Genomic DNA, 16,584 nt, shown 5'->3' with positions numbered 1-16,584 from the left:
GAGCGGCCGCGGAAGACAACCGCCGGCTCAGCGCACAAAGACCCCCGCCTGGCCCGCCAGATCGAGGAAGTACTGCGGGGCGACACCGAGCACGATCGTCACCGCGACGCCGATCGCGATCGCCGCCGAGGTCAGCGGGGACGGCACCGCCACCGACGGGCCCTCGGTCCGCGGCTCGCTGAAGAACATCAGCACGATCACCCGGATGTAGAAGAACGCCGCGATCGCCGAGGAGATCACACCGATCACCACCAGCGGCCCGGCGCCCCCGTCCGCCGCCGCCTTGAAGACCGCGAACTTCCCCGCGAAACCACTCGTCAGGGGGATCCCGGCGAAGGCCAGCAGGAAGACCGCGAAGACCGCGGCCACCAGGGGCGAACGGCGGCCGAGCCCGGCCCACTTGGACAGATGGGTGGCCTCGCCGCCCGCGTCGCGGACCAGGGTGACCACGGAGAACGCGCCCAGGGTCACAAAGGAGTACGCGGCGAGGTAGAAGAGGACCGAGGAGATCCCCTCGGGCGTCGTGGCGATGACACCGGCCAGGATGAAGCCGGCGTGGGCGATCGAGGAGTAGGCCAGCAGCCGCTTCACATCGGTCTGGGTCACCGCCACGATCGCGCCGCCCAGCATGGTGACGATCGCGACGCCCCACATCACCGGCCGCCAGTCCCAGCGCAGCCCCGGCAGGACGACATACAGCAGACGCAGCAGCGCGCCGAACGCCGCGACCTTGGTCGCCGCCGCCATGAAGCCGGTGACCGGAGTCGGGGCGCCCTGGTAGACGTCCGGGGTCCACATATGGAAGGGGACGGCGCCGATCTTGAACAGCAGGCCCATCAGCACCATCGCGCCACCGATGAGCAGCAGCGCGTCATTGCCCATGGTCCCGGCGAGCGCCGGGGTGACATTGCGGACCGTGCCGTCGACCACATCGGCGATGCCCCCGTAGGTGACGGTGCCCGCGTAGCCGTACAGCAGCGCGATCCCGAAGAGCAGGAAGGCGGACGAGAAGGCGCCGAGCAGGAAGTACTTGACCGCGGCCTCCTGCGAGAGCATGCGGTGGCGCCGGGCGAGCGCGCACAGCACATACAGCGGGAGCGAGAAGACCTCCAGCGCCACGAAGAGCGTCAGCAGGTCGTTGGCGGCGGGGAAGATGAGCATGCCGCCCACCGCGAAGAGGAGCAGCGGGAAGACCTCGGTGGTGGTGAACCCCGCCTTGACCGCGGCTTTCTCGGCGTCTCCGCCAGGGACGGCGGCCGCCTGCGCGGCAAAGGAGTCGACGCGGTTGCCGTGTGCCGCCGGGTCGAGCCGCCGCTCGGCGAAGGTGAAGACCGCGACCAGCGCGACCAGGAGGATCGTGCCCTCCAGGAAGAGCGCGGGGCCGTCGACCGCGATGGCGCCCATGGCCGCGATGCGCGCCTTGCTCGTGCCGTAGTCCCCGGCCGCCAGGCCCAGGACCGCGGCGAAGGCGGCGGCCAGGGCGACCACGGACACAAAGAGCTGGGCGGCATAGCGGTGGCGGCGCGGCAGCAGCGCCTCGATCAGCACGCCGACGATCGCGGCGCCGAGGACGATCAGGGTGGGCGCCAGCTGGCCGTACTCGATGTGCGGCGTGGGGATCTTGTCGGGGGGCGACACCGCCGCTGTCGTCCACAGGCTGTGGACAGTGGCCGCGTGGCTCACTTGGCACCTCCGGAAGCACCGTCGTGCATCGGGCTGTAGCTGAACCAGCCCGCGTCAGTGACGGGGTGATCGGGCTTGGGATCCTTCTTGTCCACCACGGACAGCGTGTGATCGACCGCCGGGTTGACGATGTCGGTCAGCGGCTTCGGGTAGACGCCGAGGAAGAGCAGCAGCGCGATCAGCGGCGCCACCACCACCAGCTCGCGCACCTTGAGATCGGGCATGCCCCGCACCTCGGGCTTCACCGGGCCGGTCATGGTGCGCTGGTACAGCACCAGGACGTACAGCGCGGCCAGCACGATGCCGACGGTCGCGATGATGCCGAGCGCCGGATAGCGGCTGAACGTGCCGACCAGGACCAGGAATTCGCTGATGAACGGGGCCAGACCGGGCAGCGACAGGGTGGCCAGACCGCCGATCAGGAACGTGCCGGCGAGCACCGGGGCGACCTTCTGCACCCCGCCGTAGTCGGCGATGAGCCGCGAACCGCGCCGGGTGATCAGGAATCCGGCCACCAGCATCAGCGCGGCCGTCGAGATGCCGTGGTTGACCATGTACAGGGTGGCTCCGCCCTGGCCCTGCGTCGTCATGGCGAAGATGCCGAGGATGATGAAGCCGAAGTGGGAGATCGAGGCATAGGCGATCAGCCGCTTGATGTCCCGCTGGCCGACCGCGAGCAGCGCTCCGTAGATGATGCTGATCAGGGCGAGGACGAGGATCACCGGCGTGGCCCACTTGCTGGCCTCCGGGAAGAGCTGGAGGCAGAAGCGGAGCATCGCGAAGGTGCCGACCTTGTCGACCACCGCGGTGATCAGCACGGCCACGGGGGACGTCGCCTCCCCCATCGCGTTGGGCAGCCAGGTGTGCAGCGGCCACAGCGGCGCCTTCACGGCGAACGCGAAGAAGAAGCCGAGGAACAGCAGCCGCTCGGTGCTGGTCGCGATGTCCAGCGTGCCGCTGGCCCGGGCATCGGTGATCTGCTGGAGCGAGAAGGTGCCCGCGCCCAGGTCGTCGGCGGTGACCACATACAGGCCGACCACCGCGGCCAGCATGATCAGGCCGCCCGCCAGGTTGTAGAGCAGGAACTTGACGGCGGCGTACGAGCGCTGGGTGGCCGCCTCCTCCTCGGACCGCCCTCCGGCCCCGTCCCCGAAGCCGCCGATGAGGAAGTACATCGGGATCAGCATGGCTTCGAAGAAGATATAGAAGAGGAAGACGTCGGTGGCCTCGAAGGAGATCACCACCATCGCCTCGACCATGAGGATCAGGGCGAAGAACCCCTGGGTGGGCCGCCAGCGGCGGTTGGGGTCGGCCTCTTCCAGCGGGTCGGCGTCATGCCACCCGGCCAGGATGATGAAGGGGATCAGGAGCGCGGTCAGCGCGATCAGCGCGACCGCGATGCCGTCCACCCCCAGCTCGTAGCGCACGCCGAAGTCCTTGATCCAGGCGTGGGACTCGGTGAGCTGGAAGTGGGCGCCGTCCGGCTCGAAGCGCACCAGCACGATCGCCGCCAGGACGAGCGTGGCCAGCGAGAAGCCCAGGGCCACCCACTTGGCGGCGGCGCGCTTGGCGGCGGGCACGGCGGCGGTGGCGACCGCGCCCAGCGCGGGCACCGCGGCCGTGACCGTCAGCAGAGGAAATGACATGACTCAGACCGCCCTCATCAGCAGGGTCGCGGCGATGAGCACCGCCGTACCGCCGAACATCGAGACCGCGTACGTACGGGCGTAGCCGTTCTGGAGCTTGCGCAGCCGCCCGGAGAGGCCGCCGACCGAGGCCGCGGTGCCGTTGACCACGCCATCGACCAGCTTGTGGTCCACATAGACCAGCCCGCGGGTCAGGTACTCGCCCGGCTTGACGAGGACGACGTGGTTGAAGTCGTCCTGCAAGAGGTCGCGCCGGGCGGCCCGGGTGAGCAGGCTGCCGCGCGGGGCGGTGCGCGGGACGGGCCGGCGCCCGTACTGCGCCCAGGCGATCGCGACGCCGATCAGCAGCACGACCATGGTCCCGGCCGTGACCGTGGCGGCGCTGAGCGGGGAGTTCCCGTGGCTGTGGCTGGTGACGGGCTCCAGCCACTTCAGGAACGCGTCGTTGAGGCTGAACAGCGCGCCCGCGAAGACCGATCCGAAGGCCAGCACGATCATCGGGATGGTCATGGACTTCGGCGACTCGTGGGGGTGTGGTTCGTTGCCCTGCTCATCGGCGGCCCAGCGCTTCTCGCCGAAGAAGGTCAGCAGCATCACGCGGGTCATGTAGTACGCGGTGATCGCGGCGCCGAGCAGCGCCACGCCGCCCAGGATCCAGCCCTCCGTGCCGCCCTTGGCGAAGGCCGCCTCGATGATCTTGTCCTTGGACCAGAAGCCGGAAAGACCCGGGAAGCCGATGATCGCGAGATAGCCGAGCCCGAAGGTCACGAAGGTGACCGGCATGTACTTCCGCAGGCCGCCGTACTTGCGCATGTCGACCTCGTCGTTCATGCCGTGCATGACCGAGCCGGCGCCGAGGAAGAGCCCCGCCTTGAAGAAGCCGTGGGTGACCAGGTGCATGATCGCGAAGACATAGCCGATCGGGCCGAGCCCGGCGGCCAGGATCATGTAGCCGATCTGCGACATGGTCGAGCCCGCCAGGGCCTTCTTGATGTCGTCCTTCGCGCAACCGACGATGGCACCGAAGAGCAGCGTCACCGCGCCCACCGCGACCACCGCGGTCTGCGCGTCCGGCGCGTTGTTGAAGATCGCGCCCGAGCGGGTGATCAGATAGACGCCCGCGGTCACCATGGTGGCCGCGTGGATCAGGGCGGAGACCGGGGTCGGGCCCTCCATCGCGTCCCCGAGCCAGGACTGGAGCGGCACTTGGGCCGACTTGCCGCAGGCGGCCAGGAGCAGCATCAGCCCGATGGCGGTGAGCTTGCCCTCGCCCGCGTCAGCGGCGTTGGAGAGCACCGGCGCGAAGGCGAACGTCCCGAAGGTCGTGAACATCAGCATGATGGCGATCGACAGGCCGACATCGCCGACCCGGTTGACGATGAACGCCTTCTTGGCCGCCGTGGCCGCGCTGGGCTTGTGCTGCCAGAAGCCGATGAGCAGGTACGAGGCGAGGCCGACGCCCTCCCACCCCACATACAGCAGCAGGTAGTTGTCGGCGAGGACGAGCAGCAGCATCGCCGCGAGGAACAGGTTGAGATAACCGAAGAAGCGGCGGCGGCGCTCGTCGTGCTCCATATAGCCGATCGAATAGATGTGGATCAGGCTGCCCACACCGGTGATCAGGAGCACGAAGGTCATCGACAGCTGGTCGAGCTGGAAGGCGACGTCCGCGCGGAAGCCGCCGACCGGGATCCAGCTGAACAGATGGCTGTGCAGGGCCCGGTCGTGCTCGTCGCGGCCGAGCATGTCGGCGAAGAGCACCGCCCCGATCACAAAGGAGGCGACCGCGAGCGCGGTGCCCAGCAAGTGGCCCTTGCCGTCCAGCCGCCGCCCCCCGCACAGCAGCAGGGCCGCGCCGAGAAGCGGGGCCGCGACAAGCAATCCGATGAGGTTCTCCACGTGAACGCGACCCTTCTAGAGCTTCATCAGGCTGGCGTCGTCGACCGAGGCCGAATGGCGGGCGCGGAACACCGACACGATGATCGCGAGGCCGACCACGACTTCGGCGGCCGCGACGACCATCGTGAAGAAGGCGATGATCTGGCCGTCGAGATTGCCGTGCATCCGGGAGAAGGTGACGAACGCCAGGTTGCAGGCGTTCAGCATCAGCTCGACGCACATGAAGAGGACGATCGCGTTCCGCCGGATCAGCACGCCGGCCGCGCCGATGGTGAACAGCAGGGCCGACAGATACAGGTAGTTGACCGGATTCACTTGGCGACCCCCTTCGAGTCCTCGGGATGCTCGGCGCCGCCCGACCCGGCCGCGCCGTTCGCACTGTCGTGGCGGTCGGCGCCCTCGACGCTCTGACCGCCTCCTCGGCGCTTGGCGCCCTTGGCGTCCCGCCCCAGCCAGCGCGCCGAGCGCTGCTCCAGGGCGGCCAGCTCGGCCAGCGCCTCCTCGGAGACGTCCCGCACCTGACCGCGGCCGCGCAGCGTCGCGTTGACCGAGAGCTCGGAGGTGGTGCCGTCGGGAAGCAGACCGGGGATGTCCACCGCGTTGTGCCGGGCGTAGACCCCGGGCGCGGGCAGCGGCGGCACCTGCTTGCCGGTGCGCACCCGCCGCTCGGCCTGCTCACGCTGGCTGAGCGCGCGCTCGGTGCGCTCGCGGTGGGTCAGCACCATCGCGCCGACCGCCGCGGTGATCAGCAGCGCGCCGGTGATCTCGAAGGCGAAGACGTACTTGGTGAAGATCAGGGTGGCCAGACCCTCCACATTGCCGCCGGAGTTGGCCTGGCCCAGGCCGTTGAAGCTCTTCAGCGAGGCATTGCCGATCCCGGCGCACAGCAGGATGCCGAACCCGAGCCCGCACAGGGCGGCGAGCCAGCGCTGCCCCTTCAGCGTCTCCTTCAACGAGTCGGCGGCGGTGACGCCGACCAGCATGACGACGAAGAGGAAGAGCATCATGATCGCGCCGGTGTAGACCACGATCTGGACGACGCCCAGGAAGTACGCGCCGTTGGCCAGGTAGAAGATCGCCAGGACGATCATGGTGCCGGCCAGGCACAGGGCGCTGTGCACGGCCTTGCGCATCAGGATCGTGCCCAGGGCGCCGACCACCGCCACCGTGGCGAGGATCCAGAACTGCACGGCCTCGCCGGTCGAGGTGGTGGAAGCGGCGGCGACCAGCATGCTGCTCATGCCTGCACCCCCTCCTGCTTCCCCTCGGTGGCGTCCTGAGGCGCGTCCTCGGGCTCGGTCTCGCCCTTGCTGACCGCCACCTGACGCACCGTCCCCGGCGCGGCCTCGGTCACCAGACCGCGGTAGTAGTCCTGCTCGTCCATGCCGGGGTAGATCGCGTGCGGGGCGTCGACCATGCCCTCCTCGAGACCCGCGAGCAGTTCCTCCTTGGTGTAGATGAGCGATTCGCGGGTGCGGTCGGCGAGCTCGTACTCATTGGTCATGGTGAGCGCCCGGGTCGGGCACGCCTCGACGCACAGGCCGCACAGAATGCAGCGCAGATAGTTGATCTGGTAGACGCGGCCGTAGCGCTCGCCCGGGGAGTAGCGCTCCTCGTCCGTGTTGTCCGCGCCCTCCACATAGATCGCGTCCGCCGGGCACGCCCAGGCGCACAGCTCGCAGCCGACGCACTTCTCCAGCCCGTCCGGATGGCGGTTGAGCTGGTGGCGTCCGTGGAATCGGGGCGCGGTCGGCTTCTTCTGCTCGGGGTACTGCTCGGTGAGCCGCTTCTTGAACATGGCCTTGAAGGTCACGCCGAAGCCGGCCACCGGGTTCTGGAAGTCAGACACCGTCGGCCTCCTTTCCGTCACTGACAGTGTCGGGCCCGCCACTGACAATCAGCTCGCGGTCGTGTCGCGGGCGTCGGCGCGGTACGGGCGGCAGGTTCTGGCCGGGCAGCGGCGGCACCGGGAAGCCGCCGGCCATCGGGTCGAAGGCGGGCTCCGGGCCCCCCTCGGCCTCCGCCTCCGCTGCGGCCTGCGCCTCGCGGTCGCGGGCCTCCTTGTCGCGGAAGACGTCGACGACGAAGGACAGCAGCAGGAGGACGAGGACCGCGCCGCCGACGTACAGCACGATGTCCTGGTAGTCGTAGTTCTCGTTGCGCAGCGCCCGCACGGTCGCGACCAGCATCAGCCAGACCATCGAGATCGGGATGAGCACCTTCCAGCCCAGCTTCATGAACTGGTCGTAGCGCACCCGCGGCAGCGTGCCGCGGATCCAGACGAAGGCGAACAGCAGCGACAGGACCTTGCCGATGAACCAGAGCATCGGCCACCAGCCGTGGTTGGCATCCGGCCAGAAGGTGCTGATCGGCCATGGCGCCCGCCAGCCGCCCAGGAAGAGGGTGACCGCGACCATCGAGACGGTGACCATGTTGATGTACTCGGCGAGCATGAACATCGCGAACTTGATCGACGAGTACTCGGTGTTGAAGCCGCCGACCAGGTCGCCCTCGGACTCCGGCATGTCGAAGGGGGCGCGGTTGGTCTCACCGACCATCGCGATGATGTAGATGATGAAGGAGACCGGCAGCAGCAGGGCGTACCAGCGGTCGTGCTGCGAGTTGACGATCTCGGACGTCGACATCGACCCGGAGTAGAGGAAGACCGCCGCGAAGGACATGCCCATCGCGATCTCGTAGCTGATCATCTGGGCGCACGAGCGCAGGCCGCCGAGGAGCGGATACGTCGAGCCGGACGACCAGCCCGCCAGCACGATGCCGTAGATGCCCACCGAGGCGGTGGCCAGGATGTAGAGGATCGCGATCGGCAGGTCGGTCAGCTGCATCGTGGTGCGGTGACCGAAGATCGAGATCTCGTTGCCAGCCGGGCCGAACGGAATGACCGCGACCGCCATGAAGGCCGGGATCGCCGCGACGACCGGCGCCAGGACGTAGACCACCTTGTCCGCGCCCTTGACGACGATGTCCTCCTTCAGCATCAGCTTCACGCCGTCAGCCAAGGACTGGAGCATGCCCCAGGGGCCGTGCCGGTTCGGGCCGATGCGCAGCTGCATCCACCCGACGACCTTGCGCTCCATGACGATGGAGATCAGCACGGTCACCATCAGGAAGGCGAAGCAGAAGACCGCCTTGATCAGAACCAGCCACCACGGGTCGCGCCCGAACATCGACAGGTCTTCTGCGGCGAGGTAGCTCAGGTTCATGAGGTCACCTCCGGTTCGGTCGCGGGAGCGCTGATCTTGACCAGTTCACCGGGGCTCGCGCCCAGGTCGCGATACGCGCCGCCGCCCGTGGAGTTCAGCGGCAGCCAGACCACCCGGTCGGGCATCGACGTCACCGCCAGGGGCAGTTGGACCGACCCGGCCGGGCCGGTGACCCGGATGGTGTCCCCGTCGCCCACCCCCGCCTCCGCCGCGGTCGCCGGCGACAGCCGGGCCACCGCCGCGTGCCGGGTCGCGGCGAGCGCCGCGTCGCCCTCCTGAAGCAGGCCCTGGTCCAGCAGCAGCCGGTGGCCGGCGAGCAGCGCCTCGCCCTCGCCGGGGCGGGGCAGCGGCCCTCCGGTCTCCATCGGCCCCAGGCCGCGCGTGCCGTGCCAGGTGCCGAGACGCGTCAGCTCGGCCCGTACGGCCTGCACATCGGGCAGGTCGACCGGCGCATCCATCGCGTCGGCCAGCATGTGCAGCACCCGCGCGTCCGGAAGGACGTGGCGGCGGGTCATCTGGTCGGGCTTGATGGCCGCTTCGAACGGCCGGGCCCGCCCCTCCCAGTTGAGGAAGGTGCCCGTCTTCTCGACGACCGCCGCGACCGGCAGCACCACGTCCGCGTGCGCCGTGACCTCGGTGGGCCGCTGCTCCAGGCTGACCAGGAAGCCGACCGCCTCCAGGGCCTCGGCGGCCCGCGCCGGGTCGGGCAGATCGGCGATCTCGACGCCCGCGACCAGCAGCGCGCCGAGCCCGCCGTCGGCCGCGGCCTCGACGATCCGGCCGGTGTCGCGGCCTGCCCGGCCGGGCAGTTCGGCGACGCCCCAGACCTCGGCGGTCTCCTCGCGGGCCCGCGAGTCGGTGGCCGGGCGGCCGCCGGGCAGCAGCCCGGGGAGCGCGCCCGCCTCGACGGCGCCCCGCTCCCCCGCCCGGCGCGGGATCCAGGCCAGCGTGGCGCCCGTGGCCGCGGCGGCCCGGACGGCGGCGGTCAGCGCGCCCGGCACGGCCGCCAGCCGCTCACCGGCGATGATCACCGCACCGTCGAGGCGCAGCGCCTCGGCCGCCCGCTCCCCGTCGGCGTCAAGGCCGGTGCGGCCCGCGAGCGCGTCCAGCCACTCGGTCTCGGTGCCGGGGGCCGCGGGCAGCAGCGTGCCGCCCGCCTTGGCGAGGCCCCGGGTGGCGTGGGTGGCAAGCGAGAACGTGCGCTGGCCGCGCTTGCGGTGGGCCTTGCGCAGCCGCAGGAAGACTCCGGGCGCCTCCTCCTCCGACTCGAAGCCGACCAGGAGGACCGCCGGGGCCTTCTCCAGCGCGGCGTACGTCAGGCCGCCGCCGTCCAGGTCGCGGCCCCGGCCCGCCACCTGGGTGGCCAGGAAGTCGGCCTCCTCGGCGCTGTGCGCCCGGGCCCGGAAGTCGATGTCGTTGGTGTCCAGGGCGACCCGCGCGAACTTCGCGTACGCGTAGGCGTCCTCGACGGTCAGCCGGCCGCCGGTCAGCACGCCCGCGCTGCCGCGGGCGGCGGCCAGTCCGGCGGCAGCCGCCTCCAGCGCCTCGGGCCAGCTCGCGGGCGCCAGCTCGCCGGTCTCCCGGTCGCGCACCAGCGGGGTGGTGAGCCGGTCGGGGAGCTGCGCGTAGCGGAAGCCGAAGCGCCCCTTGTCGCAGATCCACTCCTCGTTGACCTCGGGGTCGTCCGCCGCGAGCCGCCGCATGACCTTGCCGCGCCGGTGGTCGGTGCGGGTCGCGCAGCCGCTCGAGCAGTGCTCGCACACGCTCGGCGAGGAGACCAGGTCGAAGGGGCGGGAGCGGAAGCGGTACGCGGCCGATGTCAGCGCGCCCACCGGGCAGATCTGGATGGTGTTGCCGGAGAAGTACGACTCGAAGGGGTCGCCCTCGCCCGTGCCCACCTGCTGAAGGGCGCCGCGCTCCAGCAGCTCGATCATCGGGTCGCCCGCGACCTGGTTGGAGAACCGGGTGCAGCGCGCGCACAGCACACAGCGCTCACGGTCCAGCAGCACCTGCGGGGAGATCGGCACCGGCTTCTGGAATGTGCGCTTGCGGCCCTCGAAGCGGCTGTCGGCCTGCCCGGCGGACATGGCCTGGTTCTGGAGCGGGCACTCGCCGCCCTTGTCACAGACCGGACAGTCCAGCGGGTGGTTGATCAGCAGCAGCTCCATCACCCCGCGCTGCGCCTTCTCGGCCACCGGCGAGGTGAGCTGCGTCCTGACCACCATCCCGTCGGTGCAGGTGATCGTGCAGGAGGCCATCGGCTTGCGCTGGCCCTCGACCTCGACGATGCACTGGCGGCAGGCGCCGGCCGGGTCGAGGAGCGGATGGTCGCAGAAGCGGGGGATCTCGATGCCGAGCAGCTCGGCCGCGCGGATCACCAAGGTCCCCTTGGGGACGGAGATCTCGATCCCGTCGATGGTGACGGAGACCAGATCCTCGCGCGGCACCGCTGCCTCTCCGCCTCCGGAGGGTGCATTGGTGGTCACGGTCATGCGGTCACCCCCAGGTGAGTGGAGCTCGGATCGTCGGCCCAGACGGTGGACTTGGCGGGGTCGAACGGGCACCCGCCGCCGGTGATGTGCTGCTCGTACTCCTCCTTGAAGTACTTGAGGGAGGAGAAGATGGGGCTGGCGGCGCCGTCGCCCAGCGCGCAGAACGACTTGCCGTTGATGTTGTCGGCGATGTCGGCCAGCTTGGCGAGGTCCTCCATGCGGCCCTTGCCCGCCTCGATGTCCCGCAACAGCTGGACCAGCCAGTACGTGCCCTCGCGGCAGGGCGTGCACTTGCCGCAGGATTCATGCGCGTAGAACTCCGTCCAGCGGGTCACCGCGCGCACCACGCAGGTCGTCTCGTCGAAGCACTGGAGCGCCTTGGTGCCGAGCATCGACCCGGCGGCGCCCACGCCCTCGTAGTCCAGCGGGACGTCCAGGTGCTCCTCGGTGAGCAGCGGCGTCGAGGAGCCGCCCGGCGTCCAGAACTTCAGCCGGTGGCCGGGGCGCATGCCGCCGCTCATGTCCAGCAGCTGCCGCAGGGTGATGCCCAGCGGGCCCTCGTACTGGCCGGGGGCCGCGACATGCCCGGACAGCGAGTAGAGCGTGAAGCCAGGGGACTTCTCGCTGCCCATCGACCGGAACCATTCCTTGCCCTTGGTGAGGATGGCGGGAACCGAGGCGATGGACTCGACGTTATTGACGACAGTGGGGCACGCGTACAGACCCTCGACCGCCGGGAACGGAGGGCGGAGCCGGGGCTGGCCGCGCCGCCCTTCCAAGGAGTCCAGCAGTGCGGTCTCTTCACCACAGATGTACGCGCCGGCCCCCGCGTGCACGGTGATGTCGAGATCGGAGAGATCGTCCCTCCCGAGCTTCTGTCCGCGCGCGTCGGCCTTGCCGAGGTAGCCCGCCTCGTACGCCTCGCGCACGGCCTCGTGCAACCGCCGCAGCACGGGCACGACTTCGCCGCGCAGATAGATGAAGGCGTGCTGGGAGCGGATGGCGTGACAGGCGATGATCATGCCCTCGATGAGGGCGTGCGGATTGGCGAAGAGAAGGGGGATGTCCTTGCAGGTGCCGGGCTCGGACTCGTCCGCGTTGACGACGAGGTAGTGCGGCTTGCCGTCACCCTGCGGGATGAACTGCCACTTCATCCCGGTGGGGAAGCCCGCCCCGCCGCGGCCGCGCAGCCCCGCGTCCTTCACCAGCGCGATCACATCGTCGGGCGGCATGGCGAGGGCCTTGCGCATGCCCTCGTACCCGTCGTGGCGCAGATAGGTGCTCAGGGTCCAGGACTTCGGGTCGTCCCAGAACGACGACAGTACGGGTGCCAGCAGCTTCTCGGGGCTGCTCTCGCCCCGCTCGACGGTCACGGTCATCACTCCCCCTCCTCAGCGACCGGGCCGGACGCCTGCTCGCCCGCCTGCTCGTCCACCGGGTAGCTCGCGGACCTGGGCGATACGACCCGGCCCGGCGCGGCCTCGCCCTTGGCCAGCCGCAGCCCGACGAGCGAGGCCGGGCCGGCGCCGCCGGTCGCCTCGACCGCGCCCGGGCGCGCGTCGGGGAAGCCGGCGAGGATGCGCGCGGTCTCCTTGAAGGTGCACAGCGGAGCGCCGCGGGTCGGCTCGACCGTGCGGCCCTCCCGCAGGTCGTCGACCATCCGCTTGGCGGAGTCCACGGTCTGGTTGTCGAAGAACTCCCAGTTGACCATCACCACGGGCGCGTAGTCGCAGGCCGCGTTGCACTCGATGTGCTCGAGGGTGATCTTGCCGTCCTCGGTGGTCTCGCCGTTGCCCACGCCCAGATGGCGCTGGAGGGCCTCGAAGATCGCGTCGCCGCCCATCACCGCGCACAGGGTGTTGGTGCACACCCCCACCTGGTAGTCGCCGGAGGGGCCCCGCCGGTACATGGAGTAGAAGGTGGCGACCGCGGTGACCTCGGCGGTGGTCAGCCCCAGCACCTCGGCGCAGAACCGGACGCCGGTGCGGGTGACATGGCCCTCCTCCGACTGCACCAGGTGCAGCAGCGGCAGCAGTGCGCTGCGGCTGTCGGGGTAGCGGGCGATCACGTCCTCGGCATCCGCCTCGAGCCGCGCCCGGACCTCTGCCGGGTAGTCGGGGGCGGGGAGCTTCGGCATCCCCAGCTGTACGTCGGTCACCTGTCGACGCCTCCCATCACGGGGTCGATGGACGCCACGGCGACGATCACGTCGGCGACCTGGCCGCCCTCGCACATCGCCGCCACGGCCTGGAGGTTGGTGAAGGACGGGTCACGGAAGTGCACGCGGAACGGGCGGGTGCCGCCGTCGCTGACCACATGCACGCCCAGCTCGCCCTTGGGCGACTCGACGGCCGTGTACGCCTGTCCCGGCGGGACCCGGAACCCCTCGGTCACCAGCTTGAAGTGGTGGATCAGGGCCTCCATCGAGGTGCCCATGATCTTCTTGATGTGGTCGAGGGAGTTGCCGAGCCCGTCCGGCCCCAGCGCCAGCTGGGCCGGCCAGGCGATCTTCCTGTCCTCGACCATCACCGGCCCCGGCGCCAGCCGGTCCAGGCACTGCTCGACGATCCGCAGCGACTGGCGCATCTCCTCCAGCCGGATCAGGAAGCGGCCGTAGGCATCGCAGGTGTCGGCGGTGGGGACCTCGAAGTCATAGGTCTCATAGCCGCAGTACGGCTGGGTCTTGCGCAGGTCGTGCGGCAGACCGGTGGACCGCAGTATCGGGCCGGTCACCCCGAGCGCCATGCAGCCGGCGAGGTCGAGATAGCCGACGTCCTGGAGCCGGGCCTTGAAGATCGGGTTCCCGGTCGCCAGCTTGTCGTACTCCGGCAGGTTCTTGCGCATCTTCTTCACGAAGGCGCGAATCTGGTCGACCGCCCCGGGCGGCAGGTCCTGGGCGAGCCCGCCGGGCCGGATGTAGGCGTGGTTCATCCGCAGGCCGGTGATCAGCTCGAAGATGTCCAGGATCATCTCGCGGTCCCGGAAGCCGTAGATCATGATGGTGGTGGCGCCCAGCTCCATGCCGCCGGTGGCGATGGCCACCAGGTGGGAGGAGAGCCGGTTGAGCTCCATCAGCATCACCCGGATGACCGAGGCCCGGTCCGGGACCTGGTCCAAGATGCCCAGCAGCTTCTCGACGCCCAGGCAGTAAGCGGCCTCGTTGTAGAAGGGCGTCAGATAGTCCATGCGGGTCACGAAGGTGGTGCCCTGCGTCCAGTTCCGGAATTCGAGGTTCTTCTCGATGCCGGTGTGCAGATATCCGATGCCGCAGCGGGCCTCGGTGACCGTCTCGCCGTCGATCTCCAGGATGAGCCGGAGCACGCCGTGGGTGGACGGGTGCTGCGGACCCATGTTGACGATGATCCGCTCGTCGTCGGCCCGCGACGCCGCGGCCACGACCTCGTCCCAGTCGCCGCCGGTGACGGTGTAGACGGTGCCTTCGGTGGTCTCGCGCGCGGAGGCGGAGGGGGTTGCGTGGGTGGCAGACATCAGCTGTACGACCTCCGCTGGTCCGGAGCCGGGATCTGGGCGCCCTTGTACTCGACGGGGATGCCGCCGAGGGGGTAGTCCTTGCGCTGCGGGAAGCCCTGCCAGTCGTCGGGCATCATGATCCGCGTGAGCGCGGGGTGACCGTCGAAGATCAGGCCGAAGAAGTCGTACGCCTCGCGCTCGTGCCAGTCGTTGGTCGGATAGACGTCGACGATCGACGGAAGGTGCGGGTCGTCGTCGGGGACGCTGACCTCCAGCCGGACCAGCCGGTTGTGGGTGATCGAGCGCAGGTGGTAGACGGCGTGCAGCTCCCGGCCCTTGTCGCCCGGGAAGTGGACGCCGCTGACGCCCGTGCACAGCTCGAAGCGGAGCGCCGGGTCGTCGCGCAGGGTCCTGGCCACCCGCGGCAGGTGCTCGCGCGCGATGTGGAAGGTCAGCTCGCCGCGGTCCACGACGGTCTTCTCGATCGCGTTCTCCGGGACCAGGGACTGCTCCTCGAGCGCGCCTTCGAGTTCGTCGGCGACTTCGTCGAACCAGCCCCCGTACGGCCGGCTGGCCGGCCCCGGCAGCCGCACCGGCCGCACCAGGCCGCCGTAGCCCGAGGTGTCCCCGCCGTTGTTGGCGCCGAACATGCCGCGCTGGACGCGGACGGGCTCGCCCTGGTCGCCCCGCCGGCCGGGGAGGTTCTCGGCGTTGAGGTCCTGGTCCGGGTTGACCCCGTTGGCCTTGGGCGCCTCATTGGCCTTGGGCGCGTCGCTCACCGCAGCAGCCCCTTCATCTCGATCGTCGGGAGTGCCTTCAGCGCCGCTTCCTCCGCCTCGCGGGCCGCGCGCTCGCGGTTCACGCCGAACTTCTCCTCGCGGATCTTTTCGTGCAGCTTGAGAATCGCGTCCAGGAGCATCTCGGGCCGCGGCGGGCAGCCGGGCAGATAGATGTCGACCGGGACGATGTGATCGACGCCCTGCACGATCGCGTAGTTGTTGAACATGCCGCCCGAGGAGGCGCACACGCCCATCGAGATGACCCACTTCGGATTCGGCATCTGATCGTAGACCTGCCGCAGCACCGGGGCCATCTTCTGGCTGACGCGCCCGGCGACGATCATCAGATCGGCCTGTCGGGGCGAGCCGCGGAAGACCTCCATGCCGAACCGGGCCAGGTCATAGCGCCCGGCGCCCGTGGTCATCATCTCGATGGCACAGCAGGCGAGCCCGAAGGTGGCCGGGAACACGGAGGACTTGCGCGCCAGCCCGGCCGCCTGCTCGACGGTGGTCAGCAGAAATCCACTCGGAAGCTTGTCTTCGATACCCATGTGACGGTTCTCCTCTCACTTGGTCCCACACCGGCCACTCAGTCCCACTCCAGGCCTCCGCGCCGCCAGACATACGCGTAGGCGACGAAGACGGTGAGCACGAAGAGGAGCATCTCCACCAGCCCGAACAGCCCCATCGCGTCGAAGGTGACGGCCCAGGGATAGAGGAAGACGATCTCGATGTCGAAGACGATGAAGAGCATCGCCGTCAGGTAGTACTTGATGGGGAAGCGCCCACCGCCGGCCGGATGTGGAGTCGGCTCGATGCCACATTCATAGGCTTCGAGCTTGGCCCGGTTGTAACGCTTGGGGCCGATGATCGCGGCCATGATGACCGAGAAGATCGCAAAGGCTGCCCCGAGGGCTCCCAGTACGAGGATGGGCGCGTATGCGTTCACCGTCCCCGCTCCCTTCAGTCGACGGTGACTGGCTGGCGGACCGTACGGACTCCCGGACCGCTCCCACGAAGATCGCGCACATGTGAGGCAGTTCACAAGCCCGTTTCGCCTGCATCCTATGCCCGCCGCTATGTGATCTGCGACACGGGGTGCAACAACGTCTTTGTGATCTCCACCACCTGACGAAGGATCATGAAGTCGGATGAGCGGTGATCTTGCACTCGAAGCATCCGATCGATCACGAGAAGTGACATAAGAATCCGTCGCCACTGGTGAGCGGCTTGCGCTCCTTACAAGATATGGTACCTACACACAAATTTGCGATGGGCGCTCATATCTGATATGTGACAACCATCCCGTCGAGCGACCCCACGCCCGGACCACCGCGCCGTCACCCACCCCCGCCGCCCACCCCGCGGCCCCCTTGATCACTACTACGCG

14 protein-coding genes are annotated in these 16,584 nt (G+C 69.5%); all 14 read right to left on the bottom strand.

Translation table 11 applies throughout. From position 1 onward, the window contains the following. Positions 1–27: 27 nt before the first annotated feature. From nuoN to ABTY62_RS33580, 14 genes are read right to left on the bottom strand one after another with little or no spacing between them, the layout of a single operon-like run. Positions 28–1,683 carry an NADH-quinone oxidoreductase subunit NuoN gene (gene nuoN, locus ABTY62_RS33645; protein ID WP_311726590.1) on the bottom strand — a complete coding sequence of 552 codons (1,656 nt, stop codon included), beginning with the start codon at positions 1,681–1,683 and terminating at the stop codon, positions 28–30. Beyond that, complete coding sequence (locus ABTY62_RS33640) at positions 1,680–3,329, bottom strand: NADH-quinone oxidoreductase subunit M (protein ID WP_352133197.1); 1,650 nt, start codon at positions 3,327–3,329, stop codon at positions 1,680–1,682. Before ABTY62_RS33640 ends, nuoN begins: the two co-directional genes overlap by 4 nt. Positions 3,330–3,332: 3 nt before the next feature. Next, positions 3,333–5,228, bottom strand: a complete 1,896-nt coding sequence (nuoL, locus tag ABTY62_RS33635) for an NADH-quinone oxidoreductase subunit L (RefSeq protein ID WP_352133196.1) — start codon at positions 5,226–5,228, stop codon at positions 3,333–3,335. Positions 5,229–5,243: 15 nt separating this feature from the next. Beyond that, positions 5,244–5,543: an NADH-quinone oxidoreductase subunit NuoK gene (nuoK, locus tag ABTY62_RS33630; RefSeq protein WP_311726587.1), complete on the bottom strand. Its 300-nt coding sequence runs from the start codon at positions 5,541–5,543 to the stop codon at positions 5,244–5,246. Next, complete coding sequence (locus tag ABTY62_RS33625) at positions 5,540–6,469, bottom strand: NADH-quinone oxidoreductase subunit J (RefSeq protein ID WP_352133195.1); 930 nt, start codon at positions 6,467–6,469, stop codon at positions 5,540–5,542. Before ABTY62_RS33625 ends, nuoK begins: the two co-directional genes overlap by 4 nt. Beyond that, positions 6,466–7,077 (bottom strand): NADH-quinone oxidoreductase subunit NuoI, encoded by a 612-nt coding sequence (gene nuoI, locus ABTY62_RS33620; protein ID WP_352133194.1) that lies wholly within the window; start codon positions 7,075–7,077, stop codon positions 6,466–6,468. The genes ABTY62_RS33625 and nuoI overlap by 4 nt, the downstream gene beginning before the upstream one ends. Next, a complete protein-coding gene (gene nuoH / locus ABTY62_RS33615; protein ID WP_352133193.1) occupies positions 7,070–8,452 on the bottom strand; it encodes an NADH-quinone oxidoreductase subunit NuoH in 1,383 nt (460 codons plus the stop codon). Before nuoH ends, nuoI begins: the two co-directional genes overlap by 8 nt. Continuing rightward, positions 8,449–10,944 (bottom strand): NADH-quinone oxidoreductase subunit G, encoded by a 2,496-nt coding sequence (locus tag ABTY62_RS33610; RefSeq protein WP_352133192.1) that lies wholly within the window; start codon positions 10,942–10,944, stop codon positions 8,449–8,451. The genes nuoH and ABTY62_RS33610 overlap by 4 nt, the downstream gene beginning before the upstream one ends. Continuing rightward, positions 10,941–12,323, bottom strand: coding sequence for an NADH-quinone oxidoreductase subunit NuoF (nuoF, locus tag ABTY62_RS33605; RefSeq protein WP_352133191.1), 1,383 nt, complete (start codon positions 12,321–12,323; stop codon positions 10,941–10,943). Before nuoF ends, ABTY62_RS33610 begins: the two co-directional genes overlap by 4 nt. Further along, positions 12,323–13,081, bottom strand: coding sequence for an NADH-quinone oxidoreductase subunit NuoE (nuoE, locus tag ABTY62_RS33600; protein ID WP_352133254.1), 759 nt, complete (start codon positions 13,079–13,081; stop codon positions 12,323–12,325). Before nuoE ends, nuoF begins: the two co-directional genes overlap by 1 nt. 17 nt (positions 13,082–13,098) lie before the next feature. Further along, positions 13,099–14,433 carry an NADH-quinone oxidoreductase subunit D gene (locus ABTY62_RS33595; protein ID WP_352133190.1) on the bottom strand — a complete coding sequence of 445 codons (1,335 nt, stop codon included), beginning with the start codon at positions 14,431–14,433 and terminating at the stop codon, positions 13,099–13,101. Continuing rightward, positions 14,433–15,194 (bottom strand): NADH-quinone oxidoreductase subunit C, encoded by a 762-nt coding sequence (locus ABTY62_RS33590; protein ID WP_352133189.1) that lies wholly within the window; start codon positions 15,192–15,194, stop codon positions 14,433–14,435. The genes ABTY62_RS33595 and ABTY62_RS33590 overlap by 1 nt, the downstream gene beginning before the upstream one ends. Then, on the bottom strand, positions 15,191–15,745 hold the full coding sequence (locus tag ABTY62_RS33585; RefSeq protein ID WP_311726578.1) for a NuoB/complex I 20 kDa subunit family protein: 555 nt from the start codon (positions 15,743–15,745) through the stop codon (positions 15,191–15,193). The genes ABTY62_RS33590 and ABTY62_RS33585 overlap by 4 nt, the downstream gene beginning before the upstream one ends. 38 nt (positions 15,746–15,783) lie before the next feature. Then, a complete protein-coding gene (locus ABTY62_RS33580) occupies positions 15,784–16,143 on the bottom strand; it encodes an NADH-quinone oxidoreductase subunit A (protein ID WP_311726577.1) in 360 nt (119 codons plus the stop codon). Positions 16,144–16,584 lie beyond the last annotated feature (441 nt).

This window comes from Streptomyces sp. NPDC097640 (assembly GCF_040302705.1).
GTDB lineage: Bacteria > Actinomycetota > Actinomycetes > Streptomycetales > Streptomycetaceae > Streptomyces.
The sequence above is the reverse complement of the archived record's forward strand: the minus strand, read 5'-3'. Positions and strand labels throughout refer to the sequence as shown.